18 protein-coding genes and 1 tRNA gene are annotated in these 18,402 nt (G+C 59.8%); 11 read left to right on the plus strand and 8 right to left on the minus strand.

Annotated elements, in window-relative coordinates; all coding sequences use genetic code 11:
- Both NQL71_RS13795 and NQL71_RS13800 read right to left on the minus strand, forming a co-directional pair.
- Complete coding sequence (locus NQL71_RS13795) at nucleotides 1–1,392, minus strand: aldehyde dehydrogenase family protein (RefSeq protein ID WP_274642810.1); 1,392 nt, start codon at nucleotides 1,390–1,392, stop codon at nucleotides 1–3.
- A gap of 7 nt (nucleotides 1,393–1,399) precedes the next feature.
- Entirely contained in the window at nucleotides 1,400–2,773 is a 1,374-nt protein-coding gene (locus NQL71_RS13800) for a glutamine synthetase family protein (RefSeq protein WP_046816431.1), read from the minus strand.
- Between the two features lie 215 nt (nucleotides 2,774–2,988).
- Here NQL71_RS13800 and NQL71_RS13805 point away from each other — a divergent pair, with 215 nt between their 5' ends.
- The 4 genes from NQL71_RS13805 (at nucleotide 2,989) to NQL71_RS13820 (ending at nucleotide 6,855) form a co-directional block, all read left to right on the plus strand.
- Nucleotides 2,989–3,375 carry a GFA family protein gene (locus tag NQL71_RS13805; RefSeq protein WP_274642811.1) on the plus strand — a complete coding sequence of 129 codons (387 nt, stop codon included), beginning with the start codon at nucleotides 2,989–2,991 and terminating at the stop codon, nucleotides 3,373–3,375.
- Between the two features lie 284 nt (nucleotides 3,376–3,659).
- Nucleotides 3,660–4,658, plus strand: coding sequence for a bile acid:sodium symporter family protein (locus NQL71_RS13810; RefSeq protein ID WP_046816433.1), 999 nt, complete (start codon nucleotides 3,660–3,662; stop codon nucleotides 4,656–4,658).
- 121 nt (nucleotides 4,659–4,779) lie between these two features.
- Nucleotides 4,780–4,854 (plus strand) — tRNA-Gln (locus NQL71_RS13815).
- Between the two features lie 324 nt (nucleotides 4,855–5,178).
- Nucleotides 5,179–6,855: an MFS transporter gene (locus tag NQL71_RS13820; RefSeq protein WP_077183071.1), complete on the plus strand. Its 1,677-nt coding sequence runs from the start codon at nucleotides 5,179–5,181 to the stop codon at nucleotides 6,853–6,855.
- 157 nt (nucleotides 6,856–7,012) lie between these two features.
- On the opposite strand, the gene NQL71_RS13825 is transcribed toward NQL71_RS13820, so the two are convergent.
- The 3 genes from NQL71_RS13825 to NQL71_RS13835 are packed head-to-tail and all read right to left on the minus strand — an operon-like array spanning nucleotide 7,013 to nucleotide 10,346.
- A complete protein-coding gene (locus tag NQL71_RS13825; RefSeq protein ID WP_274642812.1) occupies nucleotides 7,013–8,035 on the minus strand; it encodes a formylglycine-generating enzyme family protein in 1,023 nt (340 codons plus the stop codon).
- Between the two features lie 15 nt (nucleotides 8,036–8,050).
- Nucleotides 8,051–8,686, minus strand: coding sequence for a hypothetical protein (locus tag NQL71_RS13830; RefSeq protein WP_274642813.1), 636 nt, complete (start codon nucleotides 8,684–8,686; stop codon nucleotides 8,051–8,053).
- 7 nt (nucleotides 8,687–8,693) lie between these two features.
- On the minus strand, nucleotides 8,694–10,346 hold the full coding sequence (locus NQL71_RS13835; RefSeq protein WP_274642814.1) for a hypothetical protein: 1,653 nt from the start codon (nucleotides 10,344–10,346) through the stop codon (nucleotides 8,694–8,696).
- Between the two features lie 614 nt (nucleotides 10,347–10,960).
- Here NQL71_RS13835 and NQL71_RS13840 point away from each other — a divergent pair.
- The 4 genes from NQL71_RS13840 to NQL71_RS13855 all read left to right on the plus strand — a co-directional run bounded on the left by NQL71_RS13840 (nucleotide 10,961) and on the right by NQL71_RS13855 (nucleotide 14,340).
- Nucleotides 10,961–11,272, plus strand: coding sequence for a DUF6124 family protein (locus NQL71_RS13840; RefSeq protein WP_077183075.1), 312 nt, complete (start codon nucleotides 10,961–10,963; stop codon nucleotides 11,270–11,272).
- Nucleotides 11,273–11,750: 478 nt separating this feature from the next.
- Complete coding sequence (locus NQL71_RS13845; RefSeq protein WP_166621358.1) at nucleotides 11,751–11,948, plus strand: hypothetical protein; 198 nt, start codon at nucleotides 11,751–11,753, stop codon at nucleotides 11,946–11,948.
- A 47-nt stretch (nucleotides 11,949–11,995) separates the two neighbouring features.
- The gene (locus NQL71_RS13850) at nucleotides 11,996–13,378 is read left to right on the plus strand and encodes an iron-containing redox enzyme family protein (protein WP_274642815.1); all 1,383 of its coding nucleotides are present in this window, start codon (nucleotides 11,996–11,998) and stop codon (nucleotides 13,376–13,378) included.
- Between the two features lie 17 nt (nucleotides 13,379–13,395).
- Nucleotides 13,396–14,340 (plus strand): methyltransferase, encoded by a 945-nt coding sequence (locus tag NQL71_RS13855; RefSeq protein ID WP_248687665.1) that lies wholly within the window; start codon nucleotides 13,396–13,398, stop codon nucleotides 14,338–14,340.
- A 12-nt stretch (nucleotides 14,341–14,352) separates the two neighbouring features.
- Here NQL71_RS13855 and NQL71_RS13860 read toward each other — a convergent pair whose 3' ends face one another.
- The gene (locus tag NQL71_RS13860) at nucleotides 14,353–14,505 is read right to left on the minus strand and encodes a hypothetical protein (protein ID WP_162837853.1); all 153 of its coding nucleotides are present in this window, start codon (nucleotides 14,503–14,505) and stop codon (nucleotides 14,353–14,355) included.
- Between the two features lie 60 nt (nucleotides 14,506–14,565).
- Nucleotides 14,566–15,096, minus strand: coding sequence for a cupin (locus NQL71_RS13865; RefSeq protein ID WP_052760687.1), 531 nt, complete (start codon nucleotides 15,094–15,096; stop codon nucleotides 14,566–14,568).
- A gap of 189 nt (nucleotides 15,097–15,285) precedes the next feature.
- Here NQL71_RS13865 and NQL71_RS13870 point away from each other — a divergent pair, with 189 nt between their 5' ends.
- Genes NQL71_RS13870 through NQL71_RS13880 form a run of 3 tightly spaced genes read left to right on the plus strand, consistent with a single transcriptional unit; the run spans nucleotide 15,286 to nucleotide 17,680 of the window.
- Nucleotides 15,286–16,314: an acyl-CoA dehydrogenase gene (locus NQL71_RS13870; RefSeq protein WP_274642842.1), complete on the plus strand. Its 1,029-nt coding sequence runs from the start codon at nucleotides 15,286–15,288 to the stop codon at nucleotides 16,312–16,314.
- Nucleotides 16,311–17,084, plus strand: a complete 774-nt coding sequence (locus NQL71_RS13875) for a PIG-L deacetylase family protein (protein ID WP_274642816.1) — start codon at nucleotides 16,311–16,313, stop codon at nucleotides 17,082–17,084. Before NQL71_RS13870 ends, NQL71_RS13875 begins: the two co-directional genes overlap by 4 nt.
- A complete protein-coding gene (locus NQL71_RS13880) occupies nucleotides 17,081–17,680 on the plus strand; it encodes an SAM-dependent methyltransferase (RefSeq protein WP_274642817.1) in 600 nt (199 codons plus the stop codon). Before NQL71_RS13875 ends, NQL71_RS13880 begins: the two co-directional genes overlap by 4 nt.
- Here the strand turns inward: NQL71_RS13880 and NQL71_RS13885 are convergent, their stop codons facing one another.
- On the minus strand, nucleotides 17,681–18,331 hold the full coding sequence (locus NQL71_RS13885; RefSeq protein WP_274642818.1) for a glycosyltransferase family 2 protein: 651 nt from the start codon (nucleotides 18,329–18,331) through the stop codon (nucleotides 17,681–17,683).
- Between the last annotated feature and the right edge of the window lie 71 nt (nucleotides 18,332–18,402).

Consider the following 18,402-nt stretch of genomic DNA (forward strand, 5'->3'; position numbering starts at 1 on the left):
TCAGGTCTCGTGGCGCAGATGGAAGGATTTGGCGCGGGTGAGGTGTTCATAACCCATGGATGACAGGGTGACGCCGCGTCCACTGTTTTTCACCCCGGTCCAGGCCAGGGCCGGGTCCAGGTAATCGCAGCGATTCATGAACAGGGTGCCGGTGTCGATCTCGTCGCCCAGGCGTTCGGCGGCGGCCAGGTCGCGGGTCCAGATTGAAGCGCTGAGGCCGAATTCGCTGTCGTTCATCAAGGCGATGGCTTGCTCGTCGCTGTCCACCGGCATGATGCCGACCACCGGGCCGAAGCTTTCATCGCGCATGACCGACATTTGATGATTGACGTCGACCAACACTTGCGGGGCGAGGTAGGCGCTGCCCAGCACGTCAGCGGCAAACGCCCGCGGGTCGATCAGTGCCTTCGCGCCCAAGGCCTGCGCATCGGCAATCTGCCCGCGGACGAAATCCGCCGCCCCCGGACTCACCAGCGGTCCGAGGGTAGTGGCTTCGTCCAGCGGGTTGCCCAGCACGTACTGACGGGTCAGATCGGCAAAGCGTTCGACAAACGCCGGGTAGATGTTCTGGTCGACGTAGATACGTTCCACGGCGCAGCAGCTCTGCCCGCCATTGAAGAAACTGCCGTCCACCAGGTTTTCCACGGCATGTTCGAGGTCGGCGTCGGCCCGCACGTAGGCCGGGTCTTTGCCGCCGAGCTCCAGGCCGACCCGCAGGAAACCCTCGACCGCAGCGCGTTGCATTTCCATGCCGGCTGCCACCGAGCCGGTAAAGTTCACCTGTTGCACCTGTCTGGAGCCGATGACTACGCCGGTATGGATGTGACTGAGCAGCAGGTTCTGGAACAACCCTTCTGGCAGGTTGGCGCGGCGCATGGCTTCGGCAAATCGCTCGCCCACCAGCAGCGTTTGCGAAGCGTGCTTGAGGATCACGCTGTTGCCGGCCATCAGTGCCGGAATGATCGTATTGACCGCTGTCAGGTAGGGGTAATTCCACGGAGCGACCACCAGCACGGTGCCCATTGGCTCACGCTTGATGTACCGGCGAAAGCCCGCGACGGGTTCGACTTCGAGCGCCGCCAGGGCTTGCGGCGCAATGGTGATCATGTACCGGGCTCGTTCTTCGAAGCCGCGCAGTTCGCCGGCGCCAAAGCGCACCGGACGGCCCATTTGCCAGGCCAGTTCGGGGACGATGTCATCCTTCATGGCCAGCATGGCGTCCACCGCGGCGCTGCAAAAAGCCGCGCGTTCGCTTAATGACCGGCGCTTCCATTGCGCCTGGGCGCAGGTGGCCGTCGCCAGTGCCTGCTCGATCTGCACGATATCGGCGTACTGACGCTCGGCGAAGACCCGGCCATCGACCGGCGAGATGAGTTGAACAGTGTTGGTCATGATGCTCTCAGTAGCGCTCGAAGCCGCGCTGCAGTTCCCAGTCGGTGATGCGCCGGTCGTACTCTTTCTGTTCCCATTCGGCGGTGTGCACGTAATGGTCGATCACCTCGTCGCCGAAGGCCTCGCGCAACATGCTGGACTCCTGCAGTGCGGCACAGGCCTCACGCAAAGTCTTGGAGACCTCAGGCAGATGCTCGTCAACGTAGGCATCGCCCTCGAAGGGCGCAGCGAGCTCAAGTTTTTCATCGATGCCCGCCAGCCCGGCGGCGATCAGGGCGGCGAAGGCCAGGTAAGGGTTCAGATCGGCGCCGCCGATGCGGCATTCGATGCGGATCGATTTGCTGGCCTCGGCGCACAGGCGAAAGCCGGCGGTGCGATTGTCCCGGCTCCACACCGCTCGGGTAGGGGCAAAGGTGCCGGCCTGAAAACGCTTGTAGGAATTGATATAGGGCGCAAGGAAACAGGTGATGTCGTTGGCGTACTTGAGCTGCCCGGCCACCCACGAACGCATCAGTTTGGACATGCCGAACTCGGCCTTGGCGTCGAAGAACAACGGCTTTTTGGCGTTCTTGTCCCACAGCGAATTGTGGATGTGGCTGCTGGAACCGGCGGCGTCATAGCGCCACTTGGCCATGAAGGTGATCGCCTTGCCCTGGAGTTGAGCGATCTCCTTGCAAGCGTGCTTGATGATGACGTGATGGTCGGCCATGGTCATGGCGTCGGCGTAACGGATATTGATTTCTTCCTGGCCCGGGCCCCATTCGCCCTTGGAATTTTCCACGGGGATGCCGCTGGCCTGCAGGTGCTTGCGGATCGCCCGCAGCACCGGCTCTTCGCGGGTGGTCTGCAGGATGTTGTAATCCTCGATGTAGTGCCCGGCGGTTTTTGGCTTGAGGTAGTTGCGCTTGTGGATGGCCTCGTAGCTCTCGTCGAACAGGTAGAACTCCAGTTCCGAGGCGAACATGCCGGTGTAGCCGCGTTCACGCAGGCGTTCGACCTGTTTTTTCAGGATCGCCCGCGGGCTGTGGGGCAAGTCCTGGCGATGGTGATGGTCCAGCACATCGCACAGCACCAGCGCCGTGCACTCGAGCCAGGGCACCTTGCGCAAGGTGCGCATGTCGGGCTTGAGCACGAAGTCGCCGTAACCTTTGCTCCAGCTGGCAGCGGCGTAACCCGGCACCGGCTCCATGTCGATGTCGTCGGCCAGCAGGTAATTGCAGCAGTGGGTTTCTTCATGGCCGCTGTCGATGAAAAACTCGACCTGGAAGCGTTTGCCCACCAGGCGGCCCTGCATGTCGACCATGCACACCAGAACGGTATCGATTTCGCCTGAGGCGGCAGCACGCTTGAGTTGGTCAAAACTGAGTAACGGCTCGGTCATCACGGCAATCCTGCGCAAATTGTCTGGGCCTGTCTGAGATAGCTGTTGCAGACGCTCTCCAGAAAAACCAACAACTGCCGCCGCGAGCATCAAGGGCAATAAGCTGACGTAAGCTTAGCCTACTGTCGCTTTTCGCAAGTTTTTGCTGTGAAGGCTTTGTTAGCCTCTACAGTCGTTGACCGGCTACTTTCAAACCCTTGGAGAGGAGGGCAGACATGCAACGATTTACGGGTGGATGCCTGTGCGGTGATGTCCGGCTTGTGGCGGTGGGGCAACCGTATCGGGTCGGTCTTTGTCACTGCCTCGATTGTCGCAAGCACCATGGGGCGCTCTTTCACGCTTCGGCGATATTCCCTGAGGACGCGGTGACGATCGAGGGCGAAACCCGGGACTATGCCGGGCGCCATTTCTGTCCTCGCTGTGGCTCGTCGGTGTTTGCCCGCAGCGATGACGAGGTCGAAGTGAACCTGGGTTCATTCGATGCGCCTGACCAGTTCACGCCTACCTACGAAAGCTGGACGGTGCGGCGTGAGGCCTGGTTGCCGGCGTTTGCGCTCGCTCGGCACTATGAGCGTGATCGAGAAGGCAACGGTCGTCTGTAGGAGCTGGCTTGCCAGCGAAAGCGGCGTATCAATCACCCGTGATGTTGGATGTGCCGGCCTCATCGCTGGCAAGCCAGCTCCTACAGGTGCCTGCAGCGCATACAAAAGCTGTGTATGGCACAAATCCCCCGTAGGAGCTGGCTTGCCAGCGAAAGCGGCGTATCAGTCACCCGTGATTTTGAGAGGTGTCCGTTAGGCGCTATCTCCTGGCTTATTAGCGTTAGCCGGCAATTTGGGGGCGCGCTAGAGTGGTCGCAACGTTCCCGGCCGCCTGGATGCCCCTGATGACCCGCCCCCGTTTCTTGCCCGACAACTTCACCCTGACCCTGGTCGGCGTGGTCCTGCTCGCCAGCCTGTTGCCCGCCAGTGGCCAGGTGGCCGTGGGCTTTGGCTGGTTGACCAACGGCGCCATTGCGCTGCTGTTTTTCCTCCACGGGGCAAAGCTGTCCCGGGAATCGATCATTGCCGGTGCCGGTCACTGGCGCCTGCACTTGCTGGTGTTCGGCCTGACCTTCGTCCTGTTCCCGCTGCTCGGCCTGGCGCTCAAGCCATTGCTGTCACCGCTGATCGGCGCCGACCTGTACATGGGCATGCTTTACCTCTGCGCGCTGCCGGCCACCGTGCAGTCGGCGATCGCCTTTACCTCCCTGGCGCGAGGCAACATCCCGGCGGCGATTTGCAGCGCGGCAGCGTCCAGTCTGTTCGGGATCTTTCTCACGCCCTTGCTGGTGACCTTGCTGTTGGACGTGCACGGCGAGGGTGGCTCGACCCTGGACGCGATCCTGAAGATCAGCCTGCAGTTGTTGCTGCCGTTCATTGCCGGGCAGATCGCTCGCCGCTGGATCGGTGCCTGGGTGGCGCGCAACAAGAACTGGCTGAAATTTGTCGATCAGGGCTCGATCCTGCTGGTGGTGTACGGTGCTTTCAGCGAAGCGGTGATCGAAGGCATCTGGCACCAGATCCCGTTGCGTGACCTGGCCGGGCTGGTGGTCGCCTGCTGCGTGGTGCTGGGGCTGGTGTTGGTGGCCTCCACGGTGCTGGGCAAGGCCCTGGGTTTCAACCAGCAAGACCGCATCACCATTCTTTTCTGTGGCTCGAAAAAAAGCCTGGCCACGGGCGTGCCGATGGCTCAGGTGCTGTTCGCCGGCAGCACCATTGGCGTGTTGATCCTGCCGCTGATGCTGTTCCACCAGATCCAGCTGATGGTCTGCGCAGTGCTTGCCCAGCGCTTCGCCAATCGCCCTGAATCGGTGCCCGAACTTATGGGACAGGTCGATCCTTGATGGTAAGTCGCTGTTTTAAAATAAAATAATTGGGCGAGGGGGTTCCCAGGCGGCAAGAATGTTGGTAAATTGCCGCCCATTCCTGCTGAGGGCCTTCCCCGGCTCTCCAGGCAGCAGCTACAGGGGCGTCGCCAAGCGGTAAGGCAGCAGGTTTTGATCCTGCCATGCGTTGGTTCGAATCCAGCCGCCCCTGCCATATTTCTGATAACCCCCACTCACGCACTGCGCGAGTGGGGGTTATTGCATTCTGTACATCCCCCTCGCAACAAAACATCTTCCAACGGCACAAAGTCTCGGTTGCAGGCTCATTCGCTTGATTCCGTTTGCCCGTGATGGCGAGTGGATATCTGCAAGAAGCCGATTATGCTCAATGAAACCTTGCAGCGATGCGAGGCCGTCAGCCTGTGTGCATGCTTTGCGCAATCCGTAATCCGATGACATCAGCCCCAGGGCCAGGGTGCGGCAACAAGAAGATAGTGGGGTACTCCGGCCTATAACAAGAGAAAGACGGAGACGACTCATGGCCGCAATCGACAACACCACCGCGGGTAACGCGCCCCAGCACGGGATCACCAAGGAGGAGCGCAAGGTCATCTTCGCCTCGTCCTTGGGCACCGTGTTCGAATGGTACGACTTCTACCTCTACGGCTCCCTCGCCGCGATCATTGCCAAGCACTTCTTCGCCGGCGTCAACGAGACCACGTCCTTCATCTTTGCCTTGCTCGCGTTCGCTGCAGGCTTCGCCGTGCGCCCCTTCGGCGCCATCGTGTTCGGCCGACTGGGCGACATGATCGGGCGCAAGCACACCTTCCTGATCACCATCGTAATCATGGGTGTCTCCACGGCCATCGTTGGTTTCCTGCCCGGTTACGCGACCATTGGCGTGGCCGCGCCGATCATCCTGATCACCCTGCGCCTGTTGCAAGGCCTGGCCCTGGGTGGCGAGTACGGCGGGGCGGCGACCTACGTGGCCGAACACGCACCCAAGGGCAAGCGCGGCTACTTCACCTCGTGGATCCAGACCACCGCCACCCTCGGCCTGTTCCTTTCGCTGCTGGTGATCCTTGCCTGCCGCACCGTGCTTGGCACCGAGGCGTTCGAAGCCTGGGGCTGGCGGATTCCCTTCCTGCTGTCGATCCTGCTGCTGATCGTCTCCGTCTACATCCGCCTGCAACTCAGCGAATCGCCGGTGTTCGTGAAGATGAAGGCCGAGGGCAAGGCCTCCAAGGCGCCGCTGACCGAATCCTTCGCCCGTTGGGAAAACCTCAAGATCGTGATCATGGCGCTGCTCGGCGGTACCGCCGGCCAGGCCGTCGTCTGGTACACCGGGCAGTTCTACGCGTTGTTCTTCCTGCTGCAGACGCTCAAGATCGACGCGCAGACCGCCAACCTGCTGATTGCCGGTTCGCTGCTGATCGGTACGCCGTTCTTCGTCATCTTCGGCAGCCTGTCCGACCGCATCGGGCGCAAGGGCATCATCATGGCCGGTTGCATCCTCGCGGCGCTGACCTACTTCCCGATCTTCAATGCGTTGACCCAGTACGGTAACCCCGACGTGTTCATCGCACAGGAGAAGAACCCGGTCACGGTGATCGCCGATCCCGACCAGTGTTCGTTTCAGTTCGACCCGGTGGGCAAGGCCAAATTCACCAGCTCCTGCGACCTGGCCAAGACCGTGTTGGCCAAACGGGCCATCCCCTACAAGAACGAGAAGGCCGAGCCGGGAACTGTCGCGCAGGTTCGTATCGGCGACAAAGTGATCCCCAGCTTCGAAGGCACCGGCATGCCGGCCGCCGACTTCAAGACCCGCAACGACGCCTTCATCGCAACCCTGGGCACCGCCCTCAAGGACGCCGGCTACCCCGAGAAAGCCGACCCGGCCAAGACCAACTACCCGATGGTGCTGCTGCTCCTGACCATCCTGGTGATCTACGTGACCATGGTCTACGGCCCGATCGCCGCCTGGCTGGTGGAACTCTTCCCGGCGCGCATTCGCTACACCTCGATGTCACTGCCTTACCACATCGGCAACGGCTGGTTCGGCGGGTTCCTGCCAACAGTGGCTTTCGCCATGGTCGCGGCCACCGGCGATATCTACTATGGGCTGTGGTACCCGATCGTGATCGCGGTGATGACGGCGATCCTGGGTACGTTCTTCCTGCCGGAGACGAAGGATCGGGAGATTCATCACACTTGAAATTCTGTAGGAGATCGGCTTGCCGGCGAACCAGGCGCTGCGGTGTATCTGCCGCAGCGCGTAATCGCCTTCGCCGGCAAAGTCGGATCGTCGGAGTTTCTTTATTATTCCGTTGATTAAATCCTATTACTCCTGCGAAAAAATCTCTTCCAAACCATTATTCAATAGGGCGCGGATGATTAACTACGCAGCGAGCTGTTTTATCAGTGAGTACCAACAAATCACCCGTACCAGACAGGCTGGCCATACTTCCATCTGGACTCCTATAACTTCTGTGTACGTTTACGCCTCCTCCCCACTGCGGATCTGCATAATCCTTGCCGCGAAGTACCTTTGCATACTTGTAATTCGAAGGAGGATCTTTATATGCAGGGGCGCCCGGACCTTGCGGATCTTTCAATGGGGAGCTCTCGTAATATGTTGGGTCATACCAGTCCTTGACCCATTCAAACCCATTATCGGACATCGAATATAGACCGAGTGGGTTAGGTGGAAATCTATCCACAGGCAACGGGGTGAGAGTATCAGTCTTCCACCCCATCTCTTTAGCAAATGTTTTGCGATCCCAAGAACTGGAAATGTTGATGCCCTTGGGACCATCTTCCCAATCTTCGGTTACAGGGTCATCAGTCGCCTTATAAGTACCATCATTGGTTGCCACCATTAAAAATTGCCCACGGCTGCGCGCTGCATATTCCCACTGGGCTTCGGTCGGTAAACCGAACGGTAACTCGCTGACCTTTGTCAGCCAATTGCAATATTTTTCCGCCTCGAACCAATCCAGGTGTGCGGGCGTGTTTGGAGGTCCACTGATGACGGCAAACTTGTCACTGGAGTCCCGGCGAAGTTGCAGATCATTGGAGTTCAGGTAGAACTGATATTCCCGATTTGTAATTTTGTATTTGGTGATAGAGTAACTACTTAACTCAATCTTATGCAGCGGCTTACTATCCTTATCAGCATCGTAGGGAAGTTTTTCAGGTCCGTATTGCACACCATAGTCCCCCATCAGGAATTCTCCACCTTCGACGAAGACGAGGTCGCCTTTTACCCTTTGGATAAAACCCTGCAACTCTTGCGATGATCTATTAACTTCAGCTGTGCCCACGGGCATGGTGTTCTGTTCGCAGCCCGCCACTAATACAACAGGAAGCATAAATGCAAGCTTAAACATTTTCATAAAAAAAACCTTGTATCAAACCCAACGATCCGTTTCTGTTTCACACGAACCAAAATAACAGCGGCTGGGGTAATGAAAGTTGTCATCGGAATTGATTTGATAGTAGGGTGAATCATTCATGGCCAGCGCATACCCCCAAGCAACACCAGATCTTATCCGATCATAAATAATTGATAGCTCACGTTTCGCCCTAAGCAAATCCTGATCACGATTAAACCCCTCTCGCAGAAAATCCACTAATTTCTGTTCCTGCTGCTCGATTATCAGGAATTCATTTTCGGCTGTAGTCAAACTTGAGCCATCAGGCGTCATTCGGCAAAACACCTTTCGCCACTCGATACGGGTCTGGATACTTTTGAGTATCCAGATCACCGCTTCTTTACGATCTTTGTAGATATCGGGTGCCAGTGCCTTCCCGTAGTTGTGTGGATCGAGATGATCCCAAACGCCATGGCGGGTGAGAAGGTAAAGTAAAATCCCTTTTGCCTCTGGGGTGAAGCTCAAGAGCTTTTCTGCGTTGGCATTAACACTGGTCGCCAGCTGATTACGTCGCTTCGAGGCATCCAGATTCGTTTTACTTTCATCTATAATGGACTTTACGATCTCTTTAAAATAATATTCAACAGAATCAACGCTCCCCCCTAACGTCATGAGTTTTTTATAAGTTGCTCTGCATATCATCCATTTGCATTACACAATACTGACTATATGCATTGAAGGCATCTTTTTTCACCAAGTCAAAAAAACTATAATTCAGTCGATACAGCTGATAAACCAACCAAGCCCCAAACTCCGTAATCGTATTGACACCCACTTCGCCAATAAGCCCGCCCTTGGCCCCTATTCCCCAACACAAACTGGCCGCCACATGAAAACAAAATTTCCCGTTTATAAAAGTGCAATAGAACTTGCCACCGGCCCCTGCCCCGGCCAAACCGGCAATGCTGCCACCAATACTGCAGAACTCTTTGAATTCGCCGCTGGACTTCAATAGTCCGGCGAGACCGGGATTGATGTCCGCTGGCGGTGTGGGTTTAAGCCATTGCAGTCCGCCTTTGAGACTGCCCTCGACCCGGGCGCCGGCAAAGGCTTCGCCGGTGATTTGCAGGCCTTCATCTTCGGCGGCCATTTGCTGATGGAACGCCGCCCCCCTGGTTCTTCTTTCCTTGAAACGGGGTAATCGGCCATTGGGCTGACCAGCGAGAAATTGCTGATCACCTTTGGTCACCACCTGCAATTGCCCTTCGAGTTGCACCGAGGCACCGACGAAACCAGCCAACTCAGGTGTCAGATACAAGCGCAACATTCCCATGTCGAAGTCATTGCCTTTAGCATTGGTATAGGACAATGACCAACCCATGCGGTCCGGCACATAGATAGGGAGGTTAACCATGCCGGAAGCGACGGTCATGACGGCCTTCGCTTCGCCCTTGATCGCGACATTGCCTTTGTTTGGGGCGAATTCGGTGCTGGCCCCGACGTTGGACACCAAGCGCATGAACTGCGCGGCACCGGAAACGTCGACGTTCTTGCCCAACTCGGTCTTGCCCACTAGGCTTTCGTTCCAGCTTTCAGCCCAGTCGAACAAGGTAACGTCCTGATTAAAGGCTTCAGGATCGAAATCCAGACCGGTCCACTTGATGACGTCGCTCAACTCCAGCTTAAGTTTTGGCCACTCCAGGGTGGTCAGTTGCTCCTTGAGCTTCAGCGTATCGATGCGTCGGTTACCATGCTTGTCCTTACCGTAGATGCTGTTCTCGGCGCCTTTCTTTTTGTTGCCTTTCAAGGACACCGTGTGCAGCGTGCGGCCATCCTGGCCTTTGCTGAAGTAGCCTTTTTTGACATAGGCATAGCGGTTGGCCTTGGTCCCGTTTTTGTGTTTCTTCCCCGTACCGGCTACTGGAAGCAATTCGACGACATCGTCATAGCTCATTTTTTCCTGGGAAAAACTGCCGAGCTTTTTGCGGAGCGCCTCTTGTTCTGCCTCGAGCCGGCTTTCCGCCGCCGTCACTTCCTTGGCATGCGCTTCAGCTTCCAAGGGAGACAGCGTGGTGGTTGAAACCGCCTCGACATACTTTTCAAGCACTCTGGTGTAGCGTTCCTTGGCCAGGTGGAACTCATTCACCCGGTGGGCCATATCTTGCCAGTGGTTTTCGAACTCGCCCGCCTCGGCGTCCGCAATAAAGACCAGCTCTTCGGTCTCGGGGCGAAAGTAGCACTGGGTTGACTGGTGATACGCAACCACAATGGGGTGTTGCTTGCTGGTCCGGTTTTCAGCGACAGGGGCATTGGCTTCGGTCAGGTCGTTCACGTTAAGTCCTCCTTGGTATGGATAGGCATACGGGGGAGGCTTCATTTCCACCCTAGTTCAAGTACACGACAGCTTTCAAGAAGCGGCCAGAGGTCGAAATAGGACACTTCCGGGTTGCGCGTAGGATGCGTCCGAGATGGCGGCGCGTCAGATCTGTAGGAAGTTTGTGGGTTTGACAAAAGGAGGATACGCGGCGGTATCCCACGGCATGCAAGCGTTTGGAGCAAGGGTTGTTCCAGCTCTGTTGGCAGTGCTTTTTCGAGCAATTTGCAGCGTGTTTAAACGCCAGCCAGGTTACTTCCCGAAAGCCACAGCGCCTTGCGCCGTTGCCTACGGTTACGCCAGAATCCGCCGGCTTGTGCGCCTTGGAGCTGCTCGGTAACTTGGTTCGCGTCACTGATGGTCAGTGATCGGGTTTAGTAGCCCGCGGTAATTTGGCTGCACGTGCATCCGTCTGACAGGTATTTCCATACCTGTATTTTGATGGTGGCTGTACGTAGGGCGCTTTCGGGCGCGCCGGCTTAGCTGAGTTCCCCGGTCTACTAACCTGCGTACAGTTGCCTCCCTTTTCGTTTAGTAGCAGAAGGGCGGCACTCAACTAGAGAACACAGCATATGATCAAGCCGACCCCAAACCCGCCGGACACCGATCCGGTAACACCCTCCGAACGCATCCCCTCAGCCGCCGATATCCAGGCCACTCCGCGCAAGCTTTGCACCATGTTCATCGTCAACCCGGAACTCGATACCGAAACCCTGCTGGCCCATGCCTGTGAGTCGCTGGCTTCGGCCAATGTGATGACGCTGGATCTGGCGGATCATATGGAAGGGACGAGTCGCAATACCCTGTTGGGGATTGCCCAGGTCATCATGCTCGGCGAGCTGGCGGTGAGTCGGGCGCTGGATCGGATTGATCGGGCTGAATAGAAGATCAAAAGATCGCAGCCTTCGGCAGCTTCTACAGGGGGATGCGTTCACTTGGGAACAGGTCGGCTGTCAGGCCGCCATCGTCGGCAGGCCCCACAATAGATCGGGTACAGCCGCGAGAGCGTGGTTGACTGGGAGGGAGCCTTCGCCGGCAAGCCGGCTCCTACAGTAGGTCGGGTACAGCCGCGAGAGAGTGGTTGACTGGGAGGGCGCCTTCGCCGGCAAGCCGGCTCCTACAGTAGATCGGGTACAGTCGCGAGAGACTGGTTGACTGGGAGGGAGCCTTCGCCGGCAAGCCGGCTCCTACAGTAGGTCGGGTACAGTCGCGAGAGAGTGGTTGATTGGGAGGGCGCCTTCGCTGGCATGTCGATCTCCTGCAAGGGTGTATGCCGCTCGTCTACTCGAACGCACGCAATCCCCTGGACGCCTTCAAAGCTGTACGACCCGGAAAACCCGGGCCCGGTTTGTGAGGTGAGACATGTCCAGCGAATCGACTTTTCAGGACAACAAACAAGACCCGGACAAGACGCTACCCACGTCGGACGATCCGGGCAAATACGATCCCCTTAAACAGGCCGACCTCGACGATGAAGAGGGCGAGCAGGAATGGAACGAGCGCGACAGGAAGCTGCCTGAGGCAGATGAGCAAACACCTTTGTCCGACGACAGGCGCTAGGAAAAGCGCCCGGTGATAGATCGAAGTACTGCCCAGGAGAACAGCCAATGACCCTATTCACGCCCTTGACAGGTTCGCCTTCGACGCTTGCGGATGCCGACGCCGGTGGCCAGTACCGCGAACTCTACGATTTGCTGTACAGCAACGACCCGCAAGCTCGAACGCTGGGCGAACAGTTTCTGCGCGAGCAACTGGCCGAGGCCGCCGAGCTCCCCTGTGATCTGCCCGAAGCGCCAGGACAGTTGGCGGCATGGTCGGAACAACATTGCGCCGATGTCGCGCGCGACTATGCCTTCTACCTCGAAGCGCGCAAGCAGGGCGGGCCACGTCGGTATTTCTCGAACAAAGCCCATGCCCTGTTTTTCCTGCAGCGGGTGGCCCCGACCAAGGAGGTCGATGGCGCTTGGCTGACCGGTGTGCTTGAGCACTGGCAGGACCTGCGGTATGACGGGCTGCTGAGCACTTATCTGGAAGAGCTGGGCAACGGCGATCACCGGCAGAATCACGTGGTGATCTACCGCAAGTTGCTGGCTGCGCACGACTGTGGCGACCGGCAGGGGCTGCTCGACGAACACTTTCGCCAGGGTGCGATTCAACTCGCATTGGGGCAGTGCAGCGAGATGTTCATGCCCGAGGTGATCGGCTACAACCTCGGCTATGAGCAATTGCCGCTGCACCTGCTGATCAGCGCCTATGAACTGCGGGAGCTGGGGATCGACCCGTACTACTTCACCCTGCACGTGACAATCGACAACGTCAGCAGCGGTCACGGGCGCAAGGCGATCGAAGCGCTGCTCGACCTGATGCCGATGGAGCAGGGGCGCGAAGAATTCTATCGGCGGGTCGCCGCCGGCTATCGACTCAATGACCTGGGGCCAGGCTCGACGGCGGTGATTGCAGGTTTCGACCTGCACCAGGAAGTGGTCGCCATGCTCGAACGCAAACGCGGCTTCGGCCAGCACATGCATTCCGATTACTGCCAGGTCGAAGGCCAGACCGTCAACCAGTGGCTGGCGACGCCGGGCCAGATCGAGGATTTTCTCGGCGCGCTGCAACGCAAGGGCTGGATAAAACGCCACGGTCCACCCCGGGACAGCCGTTTCTGGCAGTTGATCGAGGGCGATACGGCGGCCATGTTCGGCGTGTTCAGTGGCTACGAAAAACAGCTGCTGCACGACTGGATCGCCGGTGACTGGCAAGACCCGCAACGCCAGCCAGTGCCACGCCGGGTGCCCTCCGACGATGCCCTCGCCGATGCGGCCTTTGCGAACGACCCTGAGCTCAAGGCGTTGCAGGATTCCCTGCACGGCCAGTCTGCGCGGCAACAGTTGCAGTTATTGATCCCGTGGCTGTCGGCACAGCGCCATTGTCGCCCCGCGGGACTCTACGCCACCCGACGTTTTATTGAATGCGTGGCCCGTTTGCGCTGATTTCAGGAGAGTCATGCATGTCAGGACAACAGATCGCCGATCGCACATTGCTGGAGCTGGGCAGGCTTCTCGCTGCCGAAGACTACCGTTTCATCACCCCGACGCCCTTGACCCACGAACGGGTGTGCCAGCGCTTTGCGCCGCCCTTGGCCAAGGACCTGCGGGATGCGTTCGGCTGGTCGATGCCCTTCGATCACAGGCTGTTCTCAGCAGAACAACTGGCTGAACTGGAACAGGCGGGCATCGTCGAGAAAGCGGGCAATCTGTGGCGTAGCACCGTGCGCTGGTCAAGCCTGGGGCGCTTACTGATTGCCCATTCGGCGTACCCCACCACGCAGTCCGATTCGGTATTTTTCGGGCCCGACAGCTACCGTTTTGCGCAATTGATCGAAGCCTATTTGCAGCAGCGCGCGGAACCCGTGCGGCGAGCGGTGGACATCGGCTGCGGGTCCGGCATTGGCGCGCTGGTGGTCGCCCTTGCCCGGCCGGATGCCGAAGTGTTGGCGGTGGATATCAATCCACGGGCGCTGCGCTTGTCGGCGGTAAATGCCGAGCTGGCCCAGGCGAGCAATGTCAGCGCTTACCACAGCGATGTGTTGGGCAGTGTCGAAGGGCAGTTCGACCTGATCATCGCCAATCCGCCCTACATGAACGACAGCCAGCAACGCGCCTATCGCCATGGCGGCGGCGCGTTGGGGGAAGCCTTGTCGCTGCGCATCGTGCGCGAATCGCTGCCGCGCCTGGACAAGAACGGCAGCCTGGTGCTGTACACCGGGGTGGCAATGGTCGCCGGCGGCGACCCCTTCCTGGAGTCCGTCCAGCCGCTGCTGGGCGAGGACAGGTACGACTGGACCTATCGAGAGCTGGACCCCGACGTGTTCGGCGAGGAACTGCTCAAACCCGGTTATGAACGGGTGGAGCGCATCGCCGTGGTGGCGTTGATCGTAACCCGCCGGCAATGATGCAACGGCGGATCAGTTGCCGTCCGCCACCTTGCGTTGTATCTCGTCAACTTTGCGCTGCAGGTCCTCGGCTTGCTCCTCGGTGGTTTCGGGGGGCGAAGGCGCAAGGCTTTCATCCTCCTCGGTCGGCGTGTCGGCAGGGGTGATGCGGTCATCGTTGTTCATGGCGCTGGCCTCCTGTGGGTAAACATTGGAGCTAGGCCTGGGCTACGAGTTCGGGATTTTTCACGGCTGGCCTTTTGACCAATGTTCGCTCACCGCGCCATGGCCACCCTGCACCGGGTCCTGATCGGGAAACGGCAGGGTGTCGATGCTCTGCTGTTGCGCAGCGCTCGGTGCTTCACGGCAAATGTCGGCGTGCTGGCCCGGCGGGTAGGCGCCGATCACCAGGAAGTCGTCGCTCGAATCCAGGTTGCAGTGGCCGGTGCCGGCCGGCAACAGCAGTACATCCCCGGCACCGACTTCCAGCACAACGCCATCGGGTCCGCCCAGCATCAGGCGTGCGTGCCCGCTGGCCACCCCAAGCACTTCATGGCCTTCGGTGTGGTAGTGGTGATAGTCATATACCCCGTAGCGCCATTGCGGCGGCCAGCCGTTGGCGCTGAAGGTTTGCTCGAACAGCGCTGCGGGATCGTCGCCCTGGACAGCGATGGCCTTGGGATAGATCAGCACCGGCAGGCGCGGGTTATTCGGCACCCAGCCGTTGCGTTCAAACATCAATTTTTGCGCGCGAGCATGCGCTGGCGAGCTGGTCATCTGCGTTCTCCGCCGTTGCCCATCGATTGAAGGGTGTCTATAGAACAGAGACATTGCCCGGGCGTGGGTGGTTCTAAAAACTGGCTCAGCCTTTCCAGCGCAGATGCAATGAACTCCTGCAGGCCGCTTGCCTCTCAACTTCAAGTCTTGAATATCAAGAGCACTGAGTCGCGACCAGGGAGAATCGGCATGAGCCATGCGGCAACCCTCGACAGTCTGCTGCAGACGTTTGCCTGCCGGCCTGCGATACGCACCGCGGACGCTGCGCTGCAACCGCTGCTGCAACAACTGATCAGCGCTGGATTTGCCGACCTGCCAATGCCGGGGCAAGGCCGTACGCTGGAGCGCTGGCGCACCCTGGCCACCGTCTCCGCCAGCGACCTGGGGCTGGTCAAGTTGTTCGAAGGCCATACCGATGCGTTGGCGATCATGAAAGAACTCGAGCCCGACTGGCCTGCGGCCGCGGGCAGCTGGGGAACCTGGGCGGCCGAGCCGGCCTTTGCCCGGCTCAACATCGTCGATCGGCAGGCAGGCAACGTGTACCTGCAAGGGCGCAAAGCCTGGTGTTCCGGCGCCGCCGTGCTCGATCATGCGCTCGTGACGGCATGGGACGAACAGCAGCGACCGCAGTTGGTCGCGGTCACGTTGCGCCAGCCCACGATCAAACTGCTCGAGGAGGGATGGCAGGCGGTTGGCATGGGCAGTACAGCCAGTGTCGACCTGCTGTTCGAAGGCGCGCTTGGCCGTTGTGTCGGGGCGCCCGGGCAGTATGTCGACCGACCCGGCTTCTGGCATGGTGGCGGCGGGATTGCCGCGTGCTGGTACGGCGCCGCCTGCGCGCTCGCCGGTTACCTTCGCCAGCACTGTACGCAGCCGTATTGCGACGCCCATGCGCAGGCTCATCTGGGGGCCGTCGATACGGCGCTGTGCGCAGCCCGGGCGGTGCTTCGGGAGACCGCTCACTGGATCGATGACAACCCCCAAGGCTCAGCGCAACTTCCGGTCCGACGCCTGCGTGCCCAGGTCGAAGTCGTGGTGGACAGCGTGCTGGCCCATGTCGGGCGCGGGTTGGGGGCCACACCGTTCTGTCGTGACAGTCACTTCGCCAGGCTCGCTGCCGACCTGCCGGTCTTCGTGCGTCAGAGCCATGCGCAAAAGGACCTGGCGCAGCTTGGAAAGCAGCTTGCCGTGCACCCGCAAGAGGGTTGGGAGCTGTGAGCGCCGAGCCGGTTTCTCAAGGGCCAAATCTCATCCAGGGCCCGGGCACATCGCTGGCCCAATGGCAGGCCAGTGAACGGTTGGCGCGGGTGCCCACCATCACCCACCGTCAACTGGTGCCCACCGGGCAGCGCCTGGTGGTGGTCGCCCCGCATCCTGACGATGAAGTCCTCGGTTGCGCGGGCATCCTGGCCGGGATGCAGGGCAGGGAGGCCGACGTCCTGCTGATCGCGGTCACCGATGGCGAAGCCAGCCATCCGCAGTCACGGCACTGGACTCCGACGCGCCTGCGACAACAGCGCCCGAAAGAGAGCATGCGCGCGCTCGCCTGCATGGGGCTCGATGTCACTGCACTGGACTGGCAGCGCCTGGGTTTGCCCGACAGTGGCGTGGCGGGGCAGGAGGCGTTATTGATCGAGCGGCTGATGGCATTGATCCGCCCGCACGATCGGGTGATCACCACCTGGCGACTGGACGGCCACTGCGATCACGAAGCGACCGGCCGGGCGACTGCCTGTGCGGTCGCTCAGCAAGGGGCCTGCTTGATCGAAGTGCCGGTCTGGGCGTGGCATTGGGCGCGGCCGGACGATGCCCGGATCCCCTGGGCGCGGGCGCACAAATACCGGCTTGAACCGCAGGTGTTGGCGCAAAAGCGCCAGGCCATTGCCGCCCATGTCTCACAGGTCAGCCCTGAGGGACAGGCACCGGCGGTCTTGAGTCGAGAAACCCTCGAACGCCTGCTGCAACCTTTTGAACTGGTGTTCCTATGAGCCTCTCGCCCGACTACTTCAAGCAAATGTTCGAGGCCAGCGATGACCCCTGGTCCTTTCGGACCCGCTGGTACGAAAAGCGCAAGCGCGAACTGACGCTGGCCAGCCTGACGCGCCAGCGTTATCAGCGTGTGTTCGAGCCGGCCTGTGCCAACGGTGAACTCAGTGCGGTGCTGGCCGGGCGCAGCGATGCCTTGTTCTGCCAGGACATCAACGCGAAGGCGGTGACACTGGCGCGCCAGCGCTTGAGCGGCTTGCAGCATGTCCGCGTCGAACAGGCCCGTATTCCCCAGGATTGGCCCAGCGGAGAGTTTGATCTTATCGTGCTGAGCGAGGTGGGCTACTTCCTCGATGCAGGCGAATGGCATCAGGTCATCGAGCAGACCTTGCGCAGCCTGGGCCCGGCGGGCAGCGTGCTGGCCTGCCACTGGTTGCATCCGATCGAGGGTTGTTCGCAGGACGGCCGCGACGTTCACGGGGCGCTTGCCGAACGCCTGCACCTGCATCGCCTGGTGCGCCATGAAGAAGCGGATTTCCTGCTCGAATACTGGAGCCGCTCGGCGACCTCGATTGACCTTGCCGAGACCTGCCAATAGTTAAAAGGCCAACGACTTGAGGTAGTCACCAAAGCCTTCGCGGCACCGGCAGTGCTGGCGAGCGCTGGTCGTGACCCGGTTCCTCCCCGTCCACATGATGCGCGCGCCGCTGCGCTCCAGGTCAGCGACCAGCTGCACATCTTCGTGGGCGGGCAAGGCCTGGAATCCGCCTGCCTTGCGGTAGGCCGCCGAGGAAACACCGAGGTTGGCGCCATGGATATGCCGGTGACCGTCTACGGTGTGATAACTGGCGTGGTAGCGCTCGCGCACCCGCTCCGGGTGTTCGGACCAGTCGCTGACTTCGACCAGGCCGCAGACTGCATCCGCGTTGAAGCGGATCTGCTCTGCCAGCCAGGTATCGGGGACCACGCTGTCGGCATCGGTGAAGGCCAGCCAGCGTGCATCCTTCGCCAGCAGGTGTTCGGCACCCTGGGCCCGGGTTTTGCCAACGTTGCGGTGGTTGCAGCTCAGCGTCCACACGTCATAGGCCTGGGCGATGTCCAGGGAAGCGTCGGTGCAGTCGTCGAGGACGATCAGGATCCTGACTTCTTCACGGTCCAGGTCCTGGTGAAAAGCTGCCGCCAGCAGCGACTCGATGCACTCTTCGAGGCGCTGTTCCTCGTTATGGACTGGCACAATCACGCCTATCATCTGCAAACCCCCATGCCTGGCTTTTCGATGTCGACCGGGATTGATGCCCGTTGGTTGCAACTGTTTGCAGG

It is taken from the genome of Pseudomonas serbica, from assembly GCF_028823535.1.
In the GTDB taxonomy this organism is placed as follows: Bacteria; Pseudomonadota; Gammaproteobacteria; order Pseudomonadales; family Pseudomonadaceae; genus Aquipseudomonas; species Aquipseudomonas serbica.

Excerpts from the sequence above, each read along its gene's own strand:
- NQL71_RS13860 (WP_162837853.1), bottom strand. The coding sequence starts at position 14,505 with ATGAACAACGATGACCGCATCACCCCTGCCGACACGCCGACCGAGGAG.
- NQL71_RS13845 (WP_166621358.1), top strand. The coding sequence starts at position 11,751 with ATGTCCAGCGAATCGACTTTTCAGGACAACAAACAAGACCCGGACAAG.
- NQL71_RS13885 (WP_274642818.1), bottom strand. The coding sequence starts at position 18,331 with ATGATAGGCGTGATTGTGCCAGTCCATAACGAGGAACAGCGCCTCGAA.
- NQL71_RS13880 (WP_274642817.1), top strand. The coding sequence starts at position 17,081 with ATGAGCCTCTCGCCCGACTACTTCAAGCAAATGTTCGAGGCCAGCGAT.
- NQL71_RS13865 (WP_052760687.1), bottom strand. The coding sequence starts at position 15,096 with ATGACCAGCTCGCCAGCGCATGCTCGCGCGCAAAAATTGATGTTTGAA.
- NQL71_RS13830 (WP_274642813.1), bottom strand. The coding sequence starts at position 8,686 with ATGACGTTAGGGGGGAGCGTTGATTCTGTTGAATATTATTTTAAAGAG.
- NQL71_RS13855 (WP_248687665.1), top strand. The coding sequence starts at position 13,396 with ATGTCAGGACAACAGATCGCCGATCGCACATTGCTGGAGCTGGGCAGG.
- NQL71_RS13870 (WP_274642842.1), top strand. The coding sequence starts at position 15,286 with ATGAGCCATGCGGCAACCCTCGACAGTCTGCTGCAGACGTTTGCCTGC.
- NQL71_RS13795 (WP_274642810.1), bottom strand. The coding sequence starts at position 1,392 with ATGACCAACACTGTTCAACTCATCTCGCCGGTCGATGGCCGGGTCTTC.
- NQL71_RS13810 (WP_046816433.1), top strand. The coding sequence starts at position 3,660 with ATGACCCGCCCCCGTTTCTTGCCCGACAACTTCACCCTGACCCTGGTC.
- NQL71_RS13840 (WP_077183075.1), top strand. The coding sequence starts at position 10,961 with ATGATCAAGCCGACCCCAAACCCGCCGGACACCGATCCGGTAACACCC.
- NQL71_RS13825 (WP_274642812.1), bottom strand. The coding sequence starts at position 8,035 with ATGAAAATGTTTAAGCTTGCATTTATGCTTCCTGTTGTATTAGTGGCG.
- NQL71_RS13805 (WP_274642811.1), top strand. The coding sequence starts at position 2,989 with ATGCAACGATTTACGGGTGGATGCCTGTGCGGTGATGTCCGGCTTGTG.
- NQL71_RS13820 (WP_077183071.1), top strand. The coding sequence starts at position 5,179 with ATGGCCGCAATCGACAACACCACCGCGGGTAACGCGCCCCAGCACGGG.
- NQL71_RS13850 (WP_274642815.1), top strand. The coding sequence starts at position 11,996 with ATGACCCTATTCACGCCCTTGACAGGTTCGCCTTCGACGCTTGCGGAT.
- NQL71_RS13800 (WP_046816431.1), bottom strand. The coding sequence starts at position 2,773 with ATGACCGAGCCGTTACTCAGTTTTGACCAACTCAAGCGTGCTGCCGCC.